This window comes from Streptomyces sp. Alt3 (assembly GCF_030719215.1).
Lineage (GTDB): Bacteria > Actinomycetota > Actinomycetes > Streptomycetales > Streptomycetaceae > Streptomyces > Streptomyces glycanivorans.
The window spans coordinates 4,952,810-4,968,144 of record NZ_CP120983.1; the positions used below are offsets into that span (position 1 = coordinate 4,952,810).

A 15,335-nucleotide genomic window follows, 5' to 3' on the forward strand; every position below is an offset into this window, starting at 1 on the left:
ATGGCCGGGTCTCCGCTGCCCGGGCACAGTGGGACCGTGCGGAGTTGGTGGCGGGAGATGACCGGGCTGGTGCTGCCCGCGGCCTGCGGGGGCTGCGGCAGTCCACGGACAGAGCTGTGCGAGGAGTGCGCCGCCGCGCTGGATGCCGAGCCGCGCCGTGCGAGACCCGCTCCCGAGCCTGCGGGGTTTCCCGTCGTCCACGCCGTGGCGCCGTACGAGAACGCCGTACGCGCGATGCTGCTGGCCCACAAGGAGCGCGGGGCACTCGGGCTGGCGGGAGTGCTCGGCGGGGCGCTGGCGGCTGCTGTGCGGGCCGGAGCGGGGCATGCGGGGGACGGGGGCCCACTGCTCCTGGTGCCCGTGCCCTCGGCACGGCGGGCCACGGCACGGCGAGGGCATGATCCGGTGCGCAGGATCGCGGCCGCGGCCGCGGCCGAGCTGCGGCGTGGGGGCACGAGAGCCCGGGTGCTCACGGCGTTGCGCCAGCGGCGCGCGGTGGCGGACCAGGCGGGGCTGGGGGCCAGGGACCGGCAGGCGAACCTGGCGGGCGCGCTCGTGGTGGCGGACGGCGCCCGGAGGCTGCTCGACGGGGGCCGGGTCGTGCTGGTGGACGACCTGTTGACGACCGGGTCGACGCTGGCGGAGGCGGCACGTGCGGTCCGCGCCGCGGGCCACGTCGGCGGTTCCACGGCGGATGGACTCCGGGCCGTCGTTGTCGCTGCTTCTCCGAGTGCTTTCGAAATAAACCGGAACTGACAGATAACTTGCATCGTTGCAGGTGGTGAGTGGGTAAAGGGCCCCGGTCGGAGGTACGCGTGAGTAGCGGGTGCCGACACAGCGGTGGGCAGGCTATGTTCGGTTGTGAGGGGCGGTGAATTCCGCACCTCGACGAATGCACCACCAGGTTTCGGGCAGGTAACTCACCGGTAGGCCAGAAGCATGGAATTCGGTGGGGTGGAGTCCCCGCCGATGGGGGAGGAGGAGGTGAAAGCCACCGAGTCCGCGGCTCCGGCGATCACCGGGGCCTGGTGCAAAAGGGAGATGCTCCGCCGCCGAAGCGGAGCGATCCGGGAACGGAGTTCTGCGTGGACATCGTCGTCAAGGGCCGCAAGACCGAGGTGCCCGAGCGGTTCCGCAAGCACGTGGCCGAGAAGCTGAAGCTGGACAAGATCCAGAAGTTCGACGGCAAGGTGATCAGCCTCGACGTCGAGGTGTCCAAGGAGCCGAATCCCCGTCAGGCGGACCGTGCGGCAAGGGTGGAGATCACGCTCCGCTCGCGTGGGCCGGTCATCCGGGCGGAAGCGGCGGCAGGCGACCCTTACGCAGCGCTGGACCTGGCCACCGACAAGCTGGATGCGAGGCTGCGCAAGGAGCACGACAAGCGCTACAGCAGGCGTGGTAACGGCCGGCTGTCGGCGTCCGAGGTCGCGGAGGTCGTGCCGGGGGCCGCCTCCTTCAACGGGGACGGCGAGCTCATCCCCGAGGAGACCACGCCGTCCGTGCCCACCACCAGGATCGGTTCGCTCGAGGTCCAGGGTGAAGGCCCGCTCGTGGTGCGCGAGAAGATGCACGTCGCAGCGCCGATGACACTCGACCAGGCGCTCTACGAGATGGAGTTGGTCGGGCACGACTTCTACCTGTTCGTGGACTCCGAGACCAAGGAGCCCAGTGTCGTCTACCGGCGGCACGCCTACGACTACGGTGTCATCCACCTGAGGACCGACCCGCTGGCCTCCGACGAGGCCGGCGGCGCGGGCGGCGCCCTCGGCGGCTGACACCCACCTGTCACAGCCGGCACACGGTGCCCCTGAAGCGTCTCTGCGGCCTCGGGGGCACCGCTTCGGCGGCCAGGCATGAAAGCATGGGCGTCCCATGCCAATCGGTGCGCTGCGCACTGCTGTTGGCGGGCAGCCTGTGACCTCAGGCAGTGGCTTCAGGGGGAGGAACGATGGCGGACACCTTCGGGCCCGTGCGCGGGACGAGCGACGCCGGCGGCGCTGCCGGTGCGGAATCCGTCGCGGACGACGGCAGCCCCCCCAAGGAGCCCATCAGGGTTCTCGTCGTCGACGACCACGCTCTCTTCCGCAGAGGTCTGGAGATCGTCCTCGCGCAGGAGGAGGACATCCAGGTCGTCGGGGAGGCGGGGGACGGGGCCGAGGCGGTCGACAAGGCCGCGGACCTGCTGCCCGACATCGTGCTGATGGACGTCCGGATGCCCAAGCGCGGCGGTATCGAGGCCTGCACCTCCATCAAGGAGGTGGCCCCCAGCGCGAAGATCATCATGCTGACGATCAGCGACGAGGAGGCCGACCTCTACGAGGCGATCAAGGCGGGCGCCACCGGTTATCTGCTCAAGGAGATCTCGACGGACGAGGTGGCCACGGCCATTCGCGCGGTCGCGGACGGGCAGTCCCAGATCAGCCCGTCGATGGCCTCCAAACTGCTCACCGAGTTCAAGTCGATGATCCAGCGCACCGACGAGCGCCGGCTCGTACCCGCGCCGCGGCTCACCGAGCGTGAGCTCGAAGTGCTCAAACTCGTGGCCACGGGCATGAACAACCGCGATATCGCCAAGGAACTGTTCATCTCCGAGAACACGGTGAAGAACCACGTGCGCAATATCCTGGAGAAGCTCCAGTTGCACTCCCGGATGGAAGCGGTGGTCTATGCCATGCGGGAGAAGATCCTCGAGATCAGGTAGCGCAGAGACGGGTGACGCGGCGCGGCCGCCCAGCACCTAAGGAAGGACGCGGGCGATCTCCGCCGCGAGCGGCTCGCGCAGTTCCGGTGCGTCGACGCGCTCCAGCCGTACGTCGGTGCAGCCGACCCATGACGCGGCCTCCACGAGGGCCTGGGCCATGTAGGGCACGGACTTCGCGCCGTCCAGGGACACCTGGCGGGCGACCAGGGTGGTTCCCTCCCTGCCCGGGTCGACCCGGCCCCGCAGCAGGCCTCCCGCCAGCAAGGGCATGGCGAAGTAGCCGTGGATCCGCTTGGGCCGGGGGACGTACGCCTCCAGGCGGTGGGTGAAGCCGAAGATCCGCTCCGTGCGCGCGCGTTCCCAGATCAACGAGTCGAACGGTGACAGCAGTGTCGTGCGGTGTCGTCCGCGCGGCTCCGAGGCCAGGGCCTCGGGGTGTGCCCAGGCGGGCTTCGCCCAGCCGCGCACCGACACCGGAACCAGCCCGGAGTCCGCCACGACGGCGTCGAACTGCTCGGCCTTGAGCCGGTGGTAGTCGGCGATGTCCGCCCGGGTGCCGACGCCCAGCGACCGCCCCGCGAGGGCGACCAGCCTGCGCAGGCACTCCGCGTCGTCCAGGTCGTCGTGGAGCACGGCGTCCGGGATCGCGCGCTCGGCCAGGTCGTAGACCCGCTTCCAGCCACGCCGCTCGGTGCACACAACCTCGCCGTACATCAGGGCCCGCTCGACGGCGACCTTGGAGGCGGACCAGTCCCACCACTCGCCGCCGTTCTTCGCGCCGCCGAGCTCGGTCGCCGTCAGCGGGCCCTCGGCGCGCAGCTGCTTGATCACCGTCTCGTAGGAACCGTCGGGCAGGTCGTGGTTCCAGTGCGGCCGGGACCGGTAGGCGCGGCGACGGAACGCGAAGTGCGGCCACTCCTCGACCGGCAGGATGCACGCGGCGTGCGACCAGTACTCGAAGGAGCGGCCCCCGGACCAGTAGGCGTCGTCGACCGTGCGGCGGCCGAGCGCTCCGAGGCGGGCGTACGGCACGAGCTCGTGCGACCTGGCGAGGACGGAGATGGTGTCGAGCTGGACGGCTCCGAGGCGGCGCAGCACGCCCGGGACCCCGCCGCGGCGGTCCGGAGCACCCAGGAGGCCCTGGGCGCGCAGAGCGATGCGGCGGGCCTGGTCGGCGGAGAGTTCCAGGACGGGCTGCGGCAGGGACGTCATGCGTCGACCCTAGAGCGCGCCTCTGACACCCGGGGACGACCGGTGCGGATACGTGCCGGGCAGTCCCAGATCGGCCGGGAGCAGTGCGCCGGTCCAGGTGTCACGCCGTATCCCCTTGTTGAACAGGGCCGACCGCTGCTCACCCTCCATGCGGAAGCCGGCACGCAGGGCAACCGCTCTGGACGGGGTGTTGCCGATCTCCGCCCGCCATTCGAGGCGGTCCGCGGAGAGAGCCGTGAAGGCCCAGCGTGCCGCGGCGAGCACAGCCTCCGTGGTGTATCCGGCGCCGCGGTGTTCCTTAGCCGTCCAGAAACCCACTTCGAAGGTGCCCGGCAGCGTGCAGCGGTTGACACCGAGTGCGCCGACGAGCGGCCCGTCGTCCCGGCGAACCACCGCGAAGTTGTACATCGTGTCCTCCCTCCAGCCCGCGGGTGCCAGCTTCTCCGTCCACAGCTCCGCGTCGGCACGGGAGTACGGGGAGGGGATGACGGTCCAGCGCTGGATGTCGGGGTCCTGGCAGGCGAGGTAGGAGGCTTCGGCGTCCTGGGGGCCGAAGGGGCGCAGCAGCAGGCGTTCGGTGGTGAGGGTGATCGGCTCCATGCATGGATTCTGGGGATCCTGTGCGCGGGATGCGAGTACTTTTGGGGCTTCCCGGCACCTTCCGCGCCTTCCGGCCGTTGTCCTGTGAGGGTGCGGCGAGGGCAACGCGGCAGCAGCCCTCCCGGCGCGGCGTGGTCCTCGCTTACGATGGCCGTTGCGGTGGGGCCCACCTGCCGTGCCCGCGCCAGAGTCCATAACACGACCCAGTGCCAGGCCCGACCGGCAAGGAGACCAGCCTCAGTGTCCGTCTTCAACAAGCTCATGCGTGCAGGCGAAGGCAAGATCCTGCGCAAACTGCACCGCATCGCGGACCAGGTCAGCTCCATCGAAGAGGACTTCGTCAACCTCTCCGACGCCGAGCTGCGGGCGCTCACCGACGAGTACAAGGAACGGTACGCGGACGGCGAGAGCCTGGACGACCTGCTTCCCGAAGCGTTCGCGACGGTCCGTGAGGCCGCCAAGCGCGTCCTCGGACAGCGCCACTACGACGTCCAGATGATGGGCGGTGCCGCCCTCCACCTCGGCTACGTGGCCGAGATGAAGACCGGTGAGGGCAAGACCCTCGTCGGCACCCTGCCCGCGTATCTCAACGCGCTCTCCGGCAAGGGCGTGCACCTGATCACGGTCAACGACTACCTCGCCGAGCGTGACTCCGAGATGATGGGCCGGGTGCACAAGTTCCTCGGTCTCGAGGTCGGCTGCATCGTCGCCAACATGACTCCGGCCCAGCGCCGTGAGCAGTACGCCTGCGACATCACGTACGGCACGAACAACGAGTTCGGGTTCGACTACCTCCGCGACAACATGGCGTGGTCCCAGGACGAGCTCGTCCAGCGCGGCCACAACTTCGCCGTCGTCGACGAGGTCGACTCGATCCTCGTCGACGAGGCCCGCACCCCGCTGATCATCTCCGGCCCGGCCGACCAGGCCACGAAGTGGTACGGCGACTTCGCGAAGCTGGTCACGCGTCTCACCAGGGGTGAGGCGGGCAACCCGCTGAAGGGCATCGAGGAGACCGGCGACTACGAGGTCGACGAGAAGAAGCGGACCGTGGCCATCCACGAGCCCGGTGTCTCCAAGGTCGAGGACTGGCTCGGGATCGACAACCTCTACGAGTCGGTCAACACCCCGCTCGTCGGTTACCTGAACAACGCGATCAAGGCCAAGGAACTCTTCAAGAAGGACAAGGACTACGTCGTCATCGACGGCGAAGTCATGATCGTCGACGAGCACACCGGCCGTATCCTCGCCGGTCGCCGTTACAACGAGGGCATGCACCAGGCCATCGAGGCGAAGGAAGGGGTGGACATCAAGGACGAGAACCAGACGCTCGCCACGATCACCCTGCAGAACTTCTTCCGCCTGTACGGCAAGCTCTCCGGCATGACCGGTACGGCGATGACCGAGGCCGCCGAGTTCCACCAGATCTACAAGCTCGGCGTCGTCCCGATCCCGACGAACCGGCCCATGGTCCGCGCGGACCAGTCGGACCTGATCTACCGCACCGAGGTCGCGAAGTTCGCCGCGGTCGTCGACGACATCGCCGAGAAGCACGAGAAGGGGCAGCCGATCCTGGTCGGCACGACCTCCGTCGAGAAGTCCGAGTACCTCTCGCAGCAGCTCTCCAAGCGCGGTGTCCAGCACGAGGTCCTCAACGCCAAGCAGCACGACCGTGAGGCGACGATCGTCGCCCAGGCCGGCCGCAAGGGCGCGGTCACGGTCGCCACGAACATGGCCGGCCGAGGCACCGACATCAAGCTCGGCGGCAACCCGGACGACCTCGCCGAGGCGGAGCTGCGCCAGCGCGGTCTCGACCCGGTGGAGCACGTCGAGGAGTGGGCGGCCGCCCTGCCCGCCGCGCTGGAGAAGGCCGAGCAGGCCGTGAAGGCGGAGTTCGAAGAGGTCAAGGACCTCGGCGGGCTGTACGTGCTCGGCACGGAGCGGCACGAGTCGCGGCGTATCGACAACCAGCTGCGCGGCCGTTCCGGCCGTCAGGGCGACCCGGGCGAGTCCCGCTTCTACCTGTCGCTGGGCGACGACCTGATGCGGCTGTTCAAGGCGCAGATGGTCGAGCGCGTCATGTCGATGGCCAACGTTCCCGACGACGTGCCGATCGAGAACAAGATGGTGACCCGCGCGATCGCCTCCGCGCAGTCGCAGGTGGAGCAGCAGAACTTCGAGACGCGTAAGAACGTCCTGAAGTACGACGAGGTGCTCAACCGGCAGCGCGAGGTGATCTACGGCGAGCGTCGCCGTGTCCTGGAAGGTGAGGATCTGCAGGACCAGATCCGTCACTTCATGGACGACACGATCGACGACTACATCCGCCAGGAGACGGCCGAGGGCTTCGCCGAGGAGTGGGACCTCGACCGGCTGTGGGGCGCCTTCAAGCAGCTCTACCCGGTGAAGGTCACCGTCGAGGAGCTCGAGGAGGCCGCGGGCGACCTGGCCGGCGTGACGGCCGACTTCATCGCGGAGTCCGTCAAGGACGACATCCACGAGCAGTACGCGGAGCGGGAGAAGACGCTCGGCTCGGACATCATGCGTGAGCTGGAGCGGCGCGTTGTCCTGTCCGTCCTGGACCGCAAGTGGCGCGAGCACCTCTACGAGATGGACTACCTCCAGGAGGGCATCGGCCTGCGGGCCATGGCGCAGAAGGACCCGCTGGTCGAGTACCAGCGCGAGGGCTTCGACATGTTCAACGCCATGATGGAGGGCATCAAGGAGGAGTCCGTCGGCTACCTGTTCAACCTGGAGGTCCAGGTCGAGCAGCAGGTCGAGGAGGTTCCCGTGGCGGAGGGCGCGGAGCGCCCCTCGCTCGAGAAGCAGGACGCGCCGGTGGCGGCCGCGGCGGGCGGGCGGCCGGAGATCCGGGCCAAGGGCCTGGACGCGCCGCAGCGTCCGGACCGGCTGCACTTCTCCGCTCCCACCGTGGACGGGGAGGGCGGCGTCGTCGAGGGCGACTTCTCCAACGGTGACGGTGCGCGGTCCGAGGCGGACGGGATGACGCGTGCGGAGCGCCGCAAGGCGCAGAAGAGCACGGGTGGCCGGCGCCGCAAGAAGTAGCGCGCGGCCCGTCCGATGTGACGTCGCCCCGGCCCGGACACCGCCAGGTGTCCGGGCCGGGGTGTTTCCCAGGGTCCTGGGGTCCCGGGGTCCCACGGCTCCGGAGAAGGGTTCCGGGGTCCCGGGGCCGTGGGAGAGCACCTGCGGCCTTCCCGCGTCCGTCCGGCCCTTCGGGCCCTCGGAGGGCTACGGAGGGGCGGCAGGGAGGCCGTGCGGCCCGCTGGAGCCGTTCTGTGGCCTTGGTGTGGGTATGCCCGTCACGTCATCGGAGCGCCGGGAGACGTTCGCCGCCCAGATCGATCGCCGCGCAGCGCCAGCGCAGGTCGGGGCCCTGTTCCAGACGGAAGGCCATGGCGCGGACCTGCTCGCCGGTGGCGATGCTGGCGAAGGCCTCGACCACGCCGTTGGCCGGCTGGGTGCCGCGGCAGGCGCGCACGACCGGCCGCCTGCCGCCGGCGCCGAGCGGGGCGTCGGGCGCGAGCTCGGCGAGCTGGTCGTACGCCTCGCCGATCGTGTGGCCGAGCATCCAGTGCACCGGGCGCTGGCCGCTGAGGACGGCGAGCAGGCGTTCCGCGAACCACTGGTGCGGGCGCAGCGGCCGCCGGGGCCGTTGCGGTGGCACCGTGCCCGGCCTGCTGCGGTCGTGTCGTCCGGCCGGCCTCGTCCTGTCCGTGCTCATGCTCATAGCCCCCGTGGCTGCTGTCCGTAGCCCGTGCTGATACCGGGCGGTAACTTCTGCTGGGGATCTTCTACGGGGCCGGTCGACGGCCCCGCAACCGGCATCGGGGGCCGGCCGGGCATCCGGCGGGATCACCTATCCGGGTGGCGGGCCCGGCGCCGCAAGGGAACGGCGAGGGTGACGGGCCTCGCGCGGTGGACGGCGGAGGGCGGATCGGCAACCCCGAAGGGGGACGTCGCACGTATCCTGAGGGCGTCATCGACTACGGAAGCGGTCATCCATGCGTGTGTACGTCCCTCTCACCCTCTCCGGTCTCGCCACGGTGCACGGCGCGGGCGAGATCGGTCCGGGACCGCTCACCGCCTATGCCGTGACGCCCGGTCTGCGCGAGTGGTACGTCTCCGACGACATCGAGGAACTGGAGTACGCGGCGCTCACCCGGGCCGCCTCCGCCTCGCTGCGGCTGATCGCGGGCCGGCCGGAGGAGCCCCGGCGCCGGGTCGTCGTCGCCCTCGACGTGCCGGAGGGGGCGGCCGCCGCCGATCCGGACCACGTCCTGGACGCCTCGTCGCTCGGCGAGGTGCGCATCGCGGACGCGGTGGCGCTGTCGAAGGCCGCCGCGGTGCACGTGGACGCCGACGACGCGGAGAAGGATGTCGCCGCCGCGGCGGCGGCCCTGGGAGCGGCGGACCTCGGTGACGACGACGCCCGTTTCACAGTGGACGGGGCGGAGGACCACGAGCTGCTGTGGTTCGGGATCCAGGAGATCCCCGGCCTCATCGCCTGAGGCCCCGGTGGCCGGGACCCCGGCGCCCCGGGTCCCGGTGGCCGTGCCGGGGCCACTGTCGTACCGGGCGGGTATTTTTTCCGTATGGCGACACCGGGGAAGCACCGCACGCATCTGGTCTGGGACTGGAACGGCACACTGCTGGACGACATCCACGCGGTCCTGGGGGCGACGAACGCGGCCTTCGCGGAGGTCGACCTGGCGCCGCTCACGCTGGAGCAGTACCGCGAGACGTACTGCGTGCCGATACCCAAGTTCTACGAGCGGCTCATGGGCAGGCTTCCCACTCCCGCCGAGTGGGAGCGCATGGACGGCCTCTTCCACCGCCACTACACCGAGCAACGGGCCGCCTGCGGGCTGACCGAGGGCGTCGAGGAGCTGCTGGTCCGGTGGCTGAGCGGCGGCCGCAGCCAGTCGCTCCTGAGCATGTACGGGCACGAGCACCTGGTCCCCGTGGTGCGGGGTTACGGCATCGAACGCCATTTCGTGCGCGTCGACGGCCGGACCGGGCCCTCCGGCGGCAGCAAGGCGCTGCACATGGAGCGCCACTTCGAGGTGCTCGGGGGCATAGCCCCCGAATCCGCGGTGGTCATAGGCGACGCGGTGGACGACGCCGTGGCCGCGGCCCACGTCGGGGCCCGCGCCGTGCTGTACACGGGCGGATCGCACAGCCGCAGCAGCCTGGAGGCGGCCGGTGTGCCCGTCGTGGACACCCTGGCCGAGGCCGTGGCGCTGGCCGAGCTGATGGCGGACTGAGGCGACGGCCGATCGGCACACCGGCCGGGAGCGCGCCGAGGACCCGCGCCGGGCGGAGCGCCGGACACGGACCCGCGCCGGGTGGAGCGCCGGACACGTCGGTCCGGGTGCGTGCCCTTACGCGCAGAGGTGATCCCGTGCGATGTCCAGAGTGTCAAAGTTCGAGTTGTTCTTTTGTACATATGCGGCTCATGACGGTTGTGGGTGCGGGAGGGATAGCCTGGTCCCGTGATCAGCGCGATATCCCTCGGGGGCAGTGAAGCCCCCGGCCTGCGCCCGGAGTGCCACAGCACCCGGGCCATGCGCGATCTCCGCGTCCCGGGCCGTCTGCCGAACATGGCCGATACGGTCCCGGGCATCTTCCCGGGCGGCATAGCGTCGAACCCGACCGGAAACCCCGCGTCGTGGCGGTACGCCGTCTTTCTCACCTACGTCACGCAACGGCGCGCGACAGGAGCCAGAGGACATGCAGACCAAGCTGGACGAAGCCAAGGCCGAGCTGCTCGCACGGGCGGCCCGGGTAGCTGACAACAGTCCGGGCGGTGGTGTCGGTGGCCCGGGAGGTGGCCTCCGGGTGCACCTTGCCGGAGCGACCGGTACCGAAGCCGGGACCGGCCAGGACGAGCAACCGGGCCGGGACACGCTGCTCGCCTATCTCCAGCGCTACTACCTGCACACCGCTCCGGAGGACGTGAGCGACCGCGACCCGGTCGACGTCTTCGGGGCTGCCTGCTCCCACTACCGTCTCGCCGAGAACCGCCCGCAGGGCACCGCGAACGTGCGGGTGCACACCCCGACCGTCGACGAGAACGGCTGGACGAGCAGTCACTCCGTCGTCGAGGTCGTGACCGACGACATGCCGTTCCTGGTCGACTCCGTCACCAACGAGCTGTCCCGGCAGGGCCGCGGTATCCACCTCGTGATCCACCCGCAGGTCCTCGTGCGCCGCGATGTCGCGGGCAAGCTGATCGAGGTGCTCGCCGACGACCGTGCGCGCGCCAACGGGAAGCGCTCCGGAGGCCGCAAGGACGCCGGGCAGGAGCTGCCGCACGACGCGCTCGTCGAGTCGTGGATCCACGTCGAGATCGACCGGGAGACCGACCGCGCGGACCTGAAGCAGATCACCGCCGACCTCCTGCGTGTCCTGTCCGACGTACGGGAGACCGTCGAGGACTGGGACAAGATGCGCGACACCGCCCTGCGGATCGCCGACGATCTCCCCTCCGAGCCGCTCGACGAGCTCGCCGACGAGGAGGTCGAGGAGGCCCGCGAGCTGCTTCGCTGGCTGGCCGCCGACCACTTCACCTTCCTCGGGTTCCGCGAGTACGAGCTCCGCGACTCCGACACCCTGACGGCCGTCCCCGGCTCCGGGCTCGGCATCCTGCGCTCCGACCCGCAGCACAGCGAGGACGAGGCGCACCCCGTGAGCCCGTCCTTCGACCGGCTGCCCGCGGACGCCAGGGCCAAGGCCAGGGAGCACAGGCTCCTCGTCCTGACCAAGGCGAACAGCAGGGCGACCGTGCACCGCCCCAGCTACCTGGACTACGTCGGGGTGAAGAAGTTCGACGCCGACGGCAACGTCATCGGTGAGCGCCGCTTCCTCGGTCTGTTCTCCTCCGCCGCGTACACCGAGTCGGTGCGCCGGGTGCCCGTCGTGCGCCGGAAGGTCGCCGAGGTGCTGGAGGGTGCGGGCTTCACGCCCAACAGCCACGACGGCCGGGACCTGCTCCAGATCCTGGAGACGTACCCGCGCGACGAGCTCTTCCAGACGCCCGTCGACCAGCTGCGTTCCATCGTGACCTCCGTGCTGTACCTCCAGGAACGCCGCAGGCTGCGGCTCTACCTGCGTCAGGACGAGTACGGGCGCTACTACTCCGCCCTCGTCTACCTGCCGCGGGACCGCTACACCACCGGGGTGAGACTCCGCCTGATCGACATCCTCAAGGAGGAACTCGGCGGCACCAGCGTCGACTTCACGGCCTGGAACACGGAGTCGATCCTCTCCCGGCTGCACTTCGTCGTCCGTGTCCCGCCGGGCACCGAGCTCCCGCACCTCACCGACTCGGACGCGGACCGCATCGAGGCGCGCCTCGTCGAGGCCGCCCGCTCCTGGGCCGACGGCTTCCAGGAGGCGCTGAACGCCGAGTGCGGCGAGGAGCGTGCCGCCGAGCTGCTGCGCCGTTACGGCCAGTCCTTCCCCGAGGGCTACAAGGCCGACCACTCGCCGCGCGCGGCCGTGGCCGACCTGGTCCACCTCGAAGAGCTCAAGAGCGAGCGCAAGGACTTCGCGCTCAGCCTGTACGAGCCGGTCGGTGCCGGCCCCGCCGAGCGCCGCTTCAAGATCTACCGGACCGGTGAGCAGGTCTCGCTCTCCGCCGTCCTGCCCGCGCTCCAGCGGCTCGGTGTCGAGGTCGTCGACGAGCGCCCGTACGAACTGCGCTGCGCGGACCGCACGCACGCCTGGATCTACGACTTCGGGCTGCGCCTGCCGAAGGCCACGGGCAACGGCGACCACCTCGGTGACGACGCCCGCCTCCGCTTCCAGGAGGCGTTCGCGGCCATCTGGACCGGCGAGGCGGAGAACGACGGCTTCAACTCGCTCGTCCTGGGCGCCGGGCTCGACTGGCGCCAGGCCATGGTGCTGCGCGCCTACGCGAAGTACCTGCGCCAGGCGGGTTCGACCTTCAGCCAGGACTACATGGAGGACACCCTCCGCAACAACGTCCACACCACCCGGCTGCTGGTATCGCTCTTCGAGGCCCGGATGTCCCCGACCCGGCAGAAGGCGGGTACGGAGCTGATCGACGGGATCCTCGAGGAGCTGGACGGGGCCCTCGACCAGGTCGCCTCGCTGGACGAGGACCGGATCCTGCGGTCCTTCCTCACCGTCATCAAGGCCACGCTGCGGACCAACCACTTCCAGCTGGCCGACGACCACGAGCCGCACAACTACGTCTCGATGAAGTTCGATCCGCAGGCCATCCCGGATCTCCCGGCGCCCCGCCCGGCGTACGAGATCTGGGTCTACTCGCCGCGTGTCGAGGGCGTCCACCTGCGCTTCGGGAAGGTCGCCCGCGGCGGGCTGCGCTGGTCGGACCGGCGGGAGGACTTCCGTACGGAGATCCTCGGCCTGGTCAAGGCGCAGATGGTCAAGAACACCGTGATCGTGCCGGTGGGCGCCAAGGGCGGCTTCGTCGCCAAGCAGCTGCCGGACCCGGCGGTGGACCGTGACGCCTGGCTCGCCGAGGGCATCGCCTGCTACAAGATCTTCATCTCGGCGCTCCTCGACATCACCGACAACATGGTGACGGGCGAGGTCGTGCACCCCGCGGAGGTCGTCCGTCACGACGAGGACGACACCTACCTCGTCGTCGCCGCCGACAAGGGCACCGCGAGCTTCTCCGACATCGCCAACGACGTCGCCGTCGCCTACGGCTTCTGGCTCGGTGACGCCTTCGCCTCCGGCGGCTCCGCCGGTTACGACCACAAGGGCATGGGCATCACCGCCCGCGGCGCCTGGGAGTCCGTCAAGCGGCACTTCCGCGAGCTGGGCCACGACACCCAGACCGAGGACTTCACCGTCGTCGGCGTCGGTGACATGTCCGGTGACGTCTTCGGCAACGGGATGCTGCTCTCCGAGCACATCCGGCTGGTCGCAGCCTTCGACCACCGGCACATCTTCATCGACCCGAACCCTGATGCGGCGACCTCGTACGCCGAGCGGCGCCGGCTGTTCGACCTGCCGCGCAGCTCCTGGGCGGACTACGACAAGGACCTGCTGTCCGCGGGCGGTGGCATCCACCCGCGTTCCGCCAAGTCGATCCCGGTCAACGCGCAGATCCGCGCGGCGCTCGGTATCGACGCGAAGGTCACCAAGATGACGCCCGCCGAGCTGATGCAGAACATCCTCAAGGCGTCGGTCGACCTCGTGTGGAACGGCGGCATCGGCACCTACATCAAGGCGACGACCGAGTCGAACGCCGACGTCGGTGACAAGGCCAACGACTCGATCCGCGTCGACGGCGCGGACCTGCGCGCCCGTGTCGTCGGGGAGGGCGGCAACCTCGGGGCCACACAGCTCGGCCGGATCGAGTTCGCCCGGGCCGGCGGCCGGATCAACACCGACGCGATCGACAACAGCGCCGGTGTGGACACCTCCGACCACGAGGTGAACATCAAGATCCTGCTCAACGGTCTCGTCCGGGACGGCGACATGACCGTGAAGCAGCGCAACAAGGTGCTCGCGGAGATGACCGACGAGGTCGGGCAGCTCGTGCTGCGCAACAACTACGCGCAGAACACCGCGCTCGCCAACGCCTGCGCCCAGGCGCCGTCACTCCTCCACGCACACCAGCGCTTCATGCGCAGGCTCGGCCGCGACGGGCACCTGGACCGCGCCCTGGAGTTCCTGCCGAACGACCGCCAGATCCGTGAACTGCTGAACCACGGCAAGGGCCTCAGCCAGCCGGAACTGGCCGTGCTGATCGCCTACACGAAGATCACGGCGGCCGAGGAGCTGGTCGCCACCGTCCTGCCGGACGACCCGCACCTGCAGAAGCTGGTCCACGCCTACTTCCCGAAGCAGCTCGGCGAGCGCTTCCCGGAGGCGGTCGACGGGCACGCGCTGCGCCGCGAGATCATCACGACGGTGCTGGTCAACGACACCGTGAACAGTGCGGGTTCGACGTTCCTGCACCGGCTGCGCGAGGAGACCGGGGCGTCGCTGGAGGAGATCGTGCGGGCGCAGTACGCCGCCCGTGAGATCTTCGGGCTGTCCGCCGTGTGGGACGCCGTCGAGGCGCTCGACAACACGGTGGCGGCCGACGTGCAGACCCGTGTCCGGCTGCACTCGCGCCGGCTCGTCGAGCGCGGTTCGCGCTGGCTGCTCGGCAACCGGCCGCAGCCGGTCGAGATCGCGGAGACCATCGGTTTCTTCCGCGAGGGCGTCGAGCGCGTCTGGAACGAGCTGCCCAAGCTGCTCAAGGGCGCGGACTCCGACTGGTACCGGTCGATCCTCGACGAGCTCACCTCGGTGGGTGTGCCGGACGAGCTGGCGGTGCGGGTGGCCGGATTCTCCTCGGCCTTCCCGGCGCTGGACATCGTGGCCATCGCGGACCGTACGGACAAGGACCCGCTGGCCGTCGCCGAGGTGTACTACGACCTCGCGGACCGGCTGGGGATCACCCAGCTGATGGACCGGATCATCGACCTGCCGCGGGCCGACCGCTGGCAGTCCATGGCCCGCGCCTCGATCCGTGAGGACCTGTACGCGGCGCACGCCGCGCTCACGTCGGACGTGCTGTCCGTCGGCAACGGGACCTCGTCGCCCGAGCAGCGGTTCACGGCCTGGGAGGAGAAGAACGCGGCGATCCTGGCGCGTTCGCGCGCCACCCTGGAGGAGATCCGGGGCTCGGAGTCCTTCGACCTGGCGAACCTGTCGGTGGCCATGCGGACGATGCGGACCCTGCTGCGTACGCACGCCTGACCCGGCGCGGCCGCACGCGCCGCGACGAAAGCCGTCCGCCGGGCGGGCC

General features: G+C 70.1%; 10 protein-coding genes. 7 read left to right on the top strand and 3 right to left on the bottom strand.

Features of this window, described 5'->3' with window-relative positions; translation table 11 throughout:
* Positions 1–36 precede the first annotated feature (36 nt).
* From P8A20_RS21900 to P8A20_RS21910, 3 genes are all read left to right on the top strand, one after another.
* Positions 37–756: a ComF family protein gene (locus P8A20_RS21900; protein ID WP_147963709.1), complete on the top strand. Its 720-nt coding sequence runs from the start codon at positions 37–39 to the stop codon at positions 754–756.
* A gap of 329 nt (positions 757–1,085) precedes the next feature.
* Complete coding sequence (gene hpf, locus P8A20_RS21905) at positions 1,086–1,775, top strand: ribosome hibernation-promoting factor, HPF/YfiA family (protein WP_147963707.1); 690 nt, start codon at positions 1,086–1,088, stop codon at positions 1,773–1,775.
* A 173-nt stretch (positions 1,776–1,948) separates the two neighbouring features.
* The gene (locus P8A20_RS21910) at positions 1,949–2,701 is read left to right on the top strand and encodes a response regulator (protein WP_147963706.1); all 753 of its coding nucleotides are present in this window, start codon (positions 1,949–1,951) and stop codon (positions 2,699–2,701) included.
* 36 nt (positions 2,702–2,737) lie between these two features.
* Here the strand turns inward: P8A20_RS21910 and P8A20_RS21915 are convergent, their stop codons facing one another.
* Positions 2,738–3,913 carry a winged helix-turn-helix domain-containing protein gene (locus P8A20_RS21915; RefSeq protein ID WP_147963705.1) on the bottom strand — a complete coding sequence of 392 codons (1,176 nt, stop codon included), beginning with the start codon at positions 3,911–3,913 and terminating at the stop codon, positions 2,738–2,740.
* Between the two features lie 9 nt (positions 3,914–3,922).
* Entirely contained in the window at positions 3,923–4,513 is a 591-nt protein-coding gene (locus tag P8A20_RS21920) for a GNAT family N-acetyltransferase (protein ID WP_147963704.1), read from the bottom strand.
* A gap of 240 nt (positions 4,514–4,753) precedes the next feature.
* On the opposite strand from P8A20_RS21920, the gene secA reads away from it, so the two are divergent.
* Positions 4,754–7,579, top strand: coding sequence for a preprotein translocase subunit SecA (gene secA, locus P8A20_RS21925; RefSeq protein WP_147963703.1), 2,826 nt, complete (start codon positions 4,754–4,756; stop codon positions 7,577–7,579).
* 262 nt (positions 7,580–7,841) lie between these two features.
* On the opposite strand, the gene P8A20_RS21930 is transcribed toward secA, so the two are convergent.
* The gene (locus tag P8A20_RS21930) at positions 7,842–8,258 is read right to left on the bottom strand and encodes an Rv3235 family protein (RefSeq protein ID WP_147963702.1); all 417 of its coding nucleotides are present in this window, start codon (positions 8,256–8,258) and stop codon (positions 7,842–7,844) included.
* 280 nt (positions 8,259–8,538) lie between these two features.
* On the opposite strand from P8A20_RS21930, the gene P8A20_RS21935 reads away from it, so the two are divergent.
* The 3 genes from P8A20_RS21935 (at position 8,539) to P8A20_RS21945 (ending at position 15,286) form a co-directional block, all read left to right on the top strand.
* Positions 8,539–9,045 carry a DUF6912 family protein gene (locus P8A20_RS21935; RefSeq protein ID WP_306104083.1) on the top strand — a complete coding sequence of 169 codons (507 nt, stop codon included), beginning with the start codon at positions 8,539–8,541 and terminating at the stop codon, positions 9,043–9,045.
* Between the two features lie 84 nt (positions 9,046–9,129).
* Positions 9,130–9,801 carry an HAD family hydrolase gene (locus P8A20_RS21940; protein ID WP_306104084.1) on the top strand — a complete coding sequence of 224 codons (672 nt, stop codon included), beginning with the start codon at positions 9,130–9,132 and terminating at the stop codon, positions 9,799–9,801.
* A 466-nt stretch (positions 9,802–10,267) separates the two neighbouring features.
* Positions 10,268–15,286, top strand: coding sequence for an NAD-glutamate dehydrogenase (locus tag P8A20_RS21945; protein ID WP_306104085.1), 5,019 nt, complete (start codon positions 10,268–10,270; stop codon positions 15,284–15,286).
* Positions 15,287–15,335 lie beyond the last annotated feature (49 nt).

What these genes read in the sequence shown, in the direction of transcription:
- P8A20_RS21940 (WP_306104084.1), top strand. Translation starts at nt 9,130, where the DNA reads ATGGCGACACCGGGGAAGCACCGCACGCATCTGGTCTGGGACTGGAAC.
- P8A20_RS21945 (WP_306104085.1), top strand. Translation starts at nt 10,268, where the DNA reads ATGCAGACCAAGCTGGACGAAGCCAAGGCCGAGCTGCTCGCACGGGCG.
- P8A20_RS21920 (WP_147963704.1), bottom strand. Translation starts at nt 4,513, where the DNA reads ATGGAGCCGATCACCCTCACCACCGAACGCCTGCTGCTGCGCCCCTTC.
- P8A20_RS21935 (WP_306104083.1), top strand. Translation starts at nt 8,539, where the DNA reads ATGCGTGTGTACGTCCCTCTCACCCTCTCCGGTCTCGCCACGGTGCAC.
- P8A20_RS21930 (WP_147963702.1), bottom strand. Translation starts at nt 8,258, where the DNA reads ATGAGCACGGACAGGACGAGGCCGGCCGGACGACACGACCGCAGCAGG.
- P8A20_RS21915 (WP_147963705.1), bottom strand. Translation starts at nt 3,913, where the DNA reads ATGACGTCCCTGCCGCAGCCCGTCCTGGAACTCTCCGCCGACCAGGCC.
- P8A20_RS21910 (WP_147963706.1), top strand. Translation starts at nt 1,949, where the DNA reads ATGGCGGACACCTTCGGGCCCGTGCGCGGGACGAGCGACGCCGGCGGC.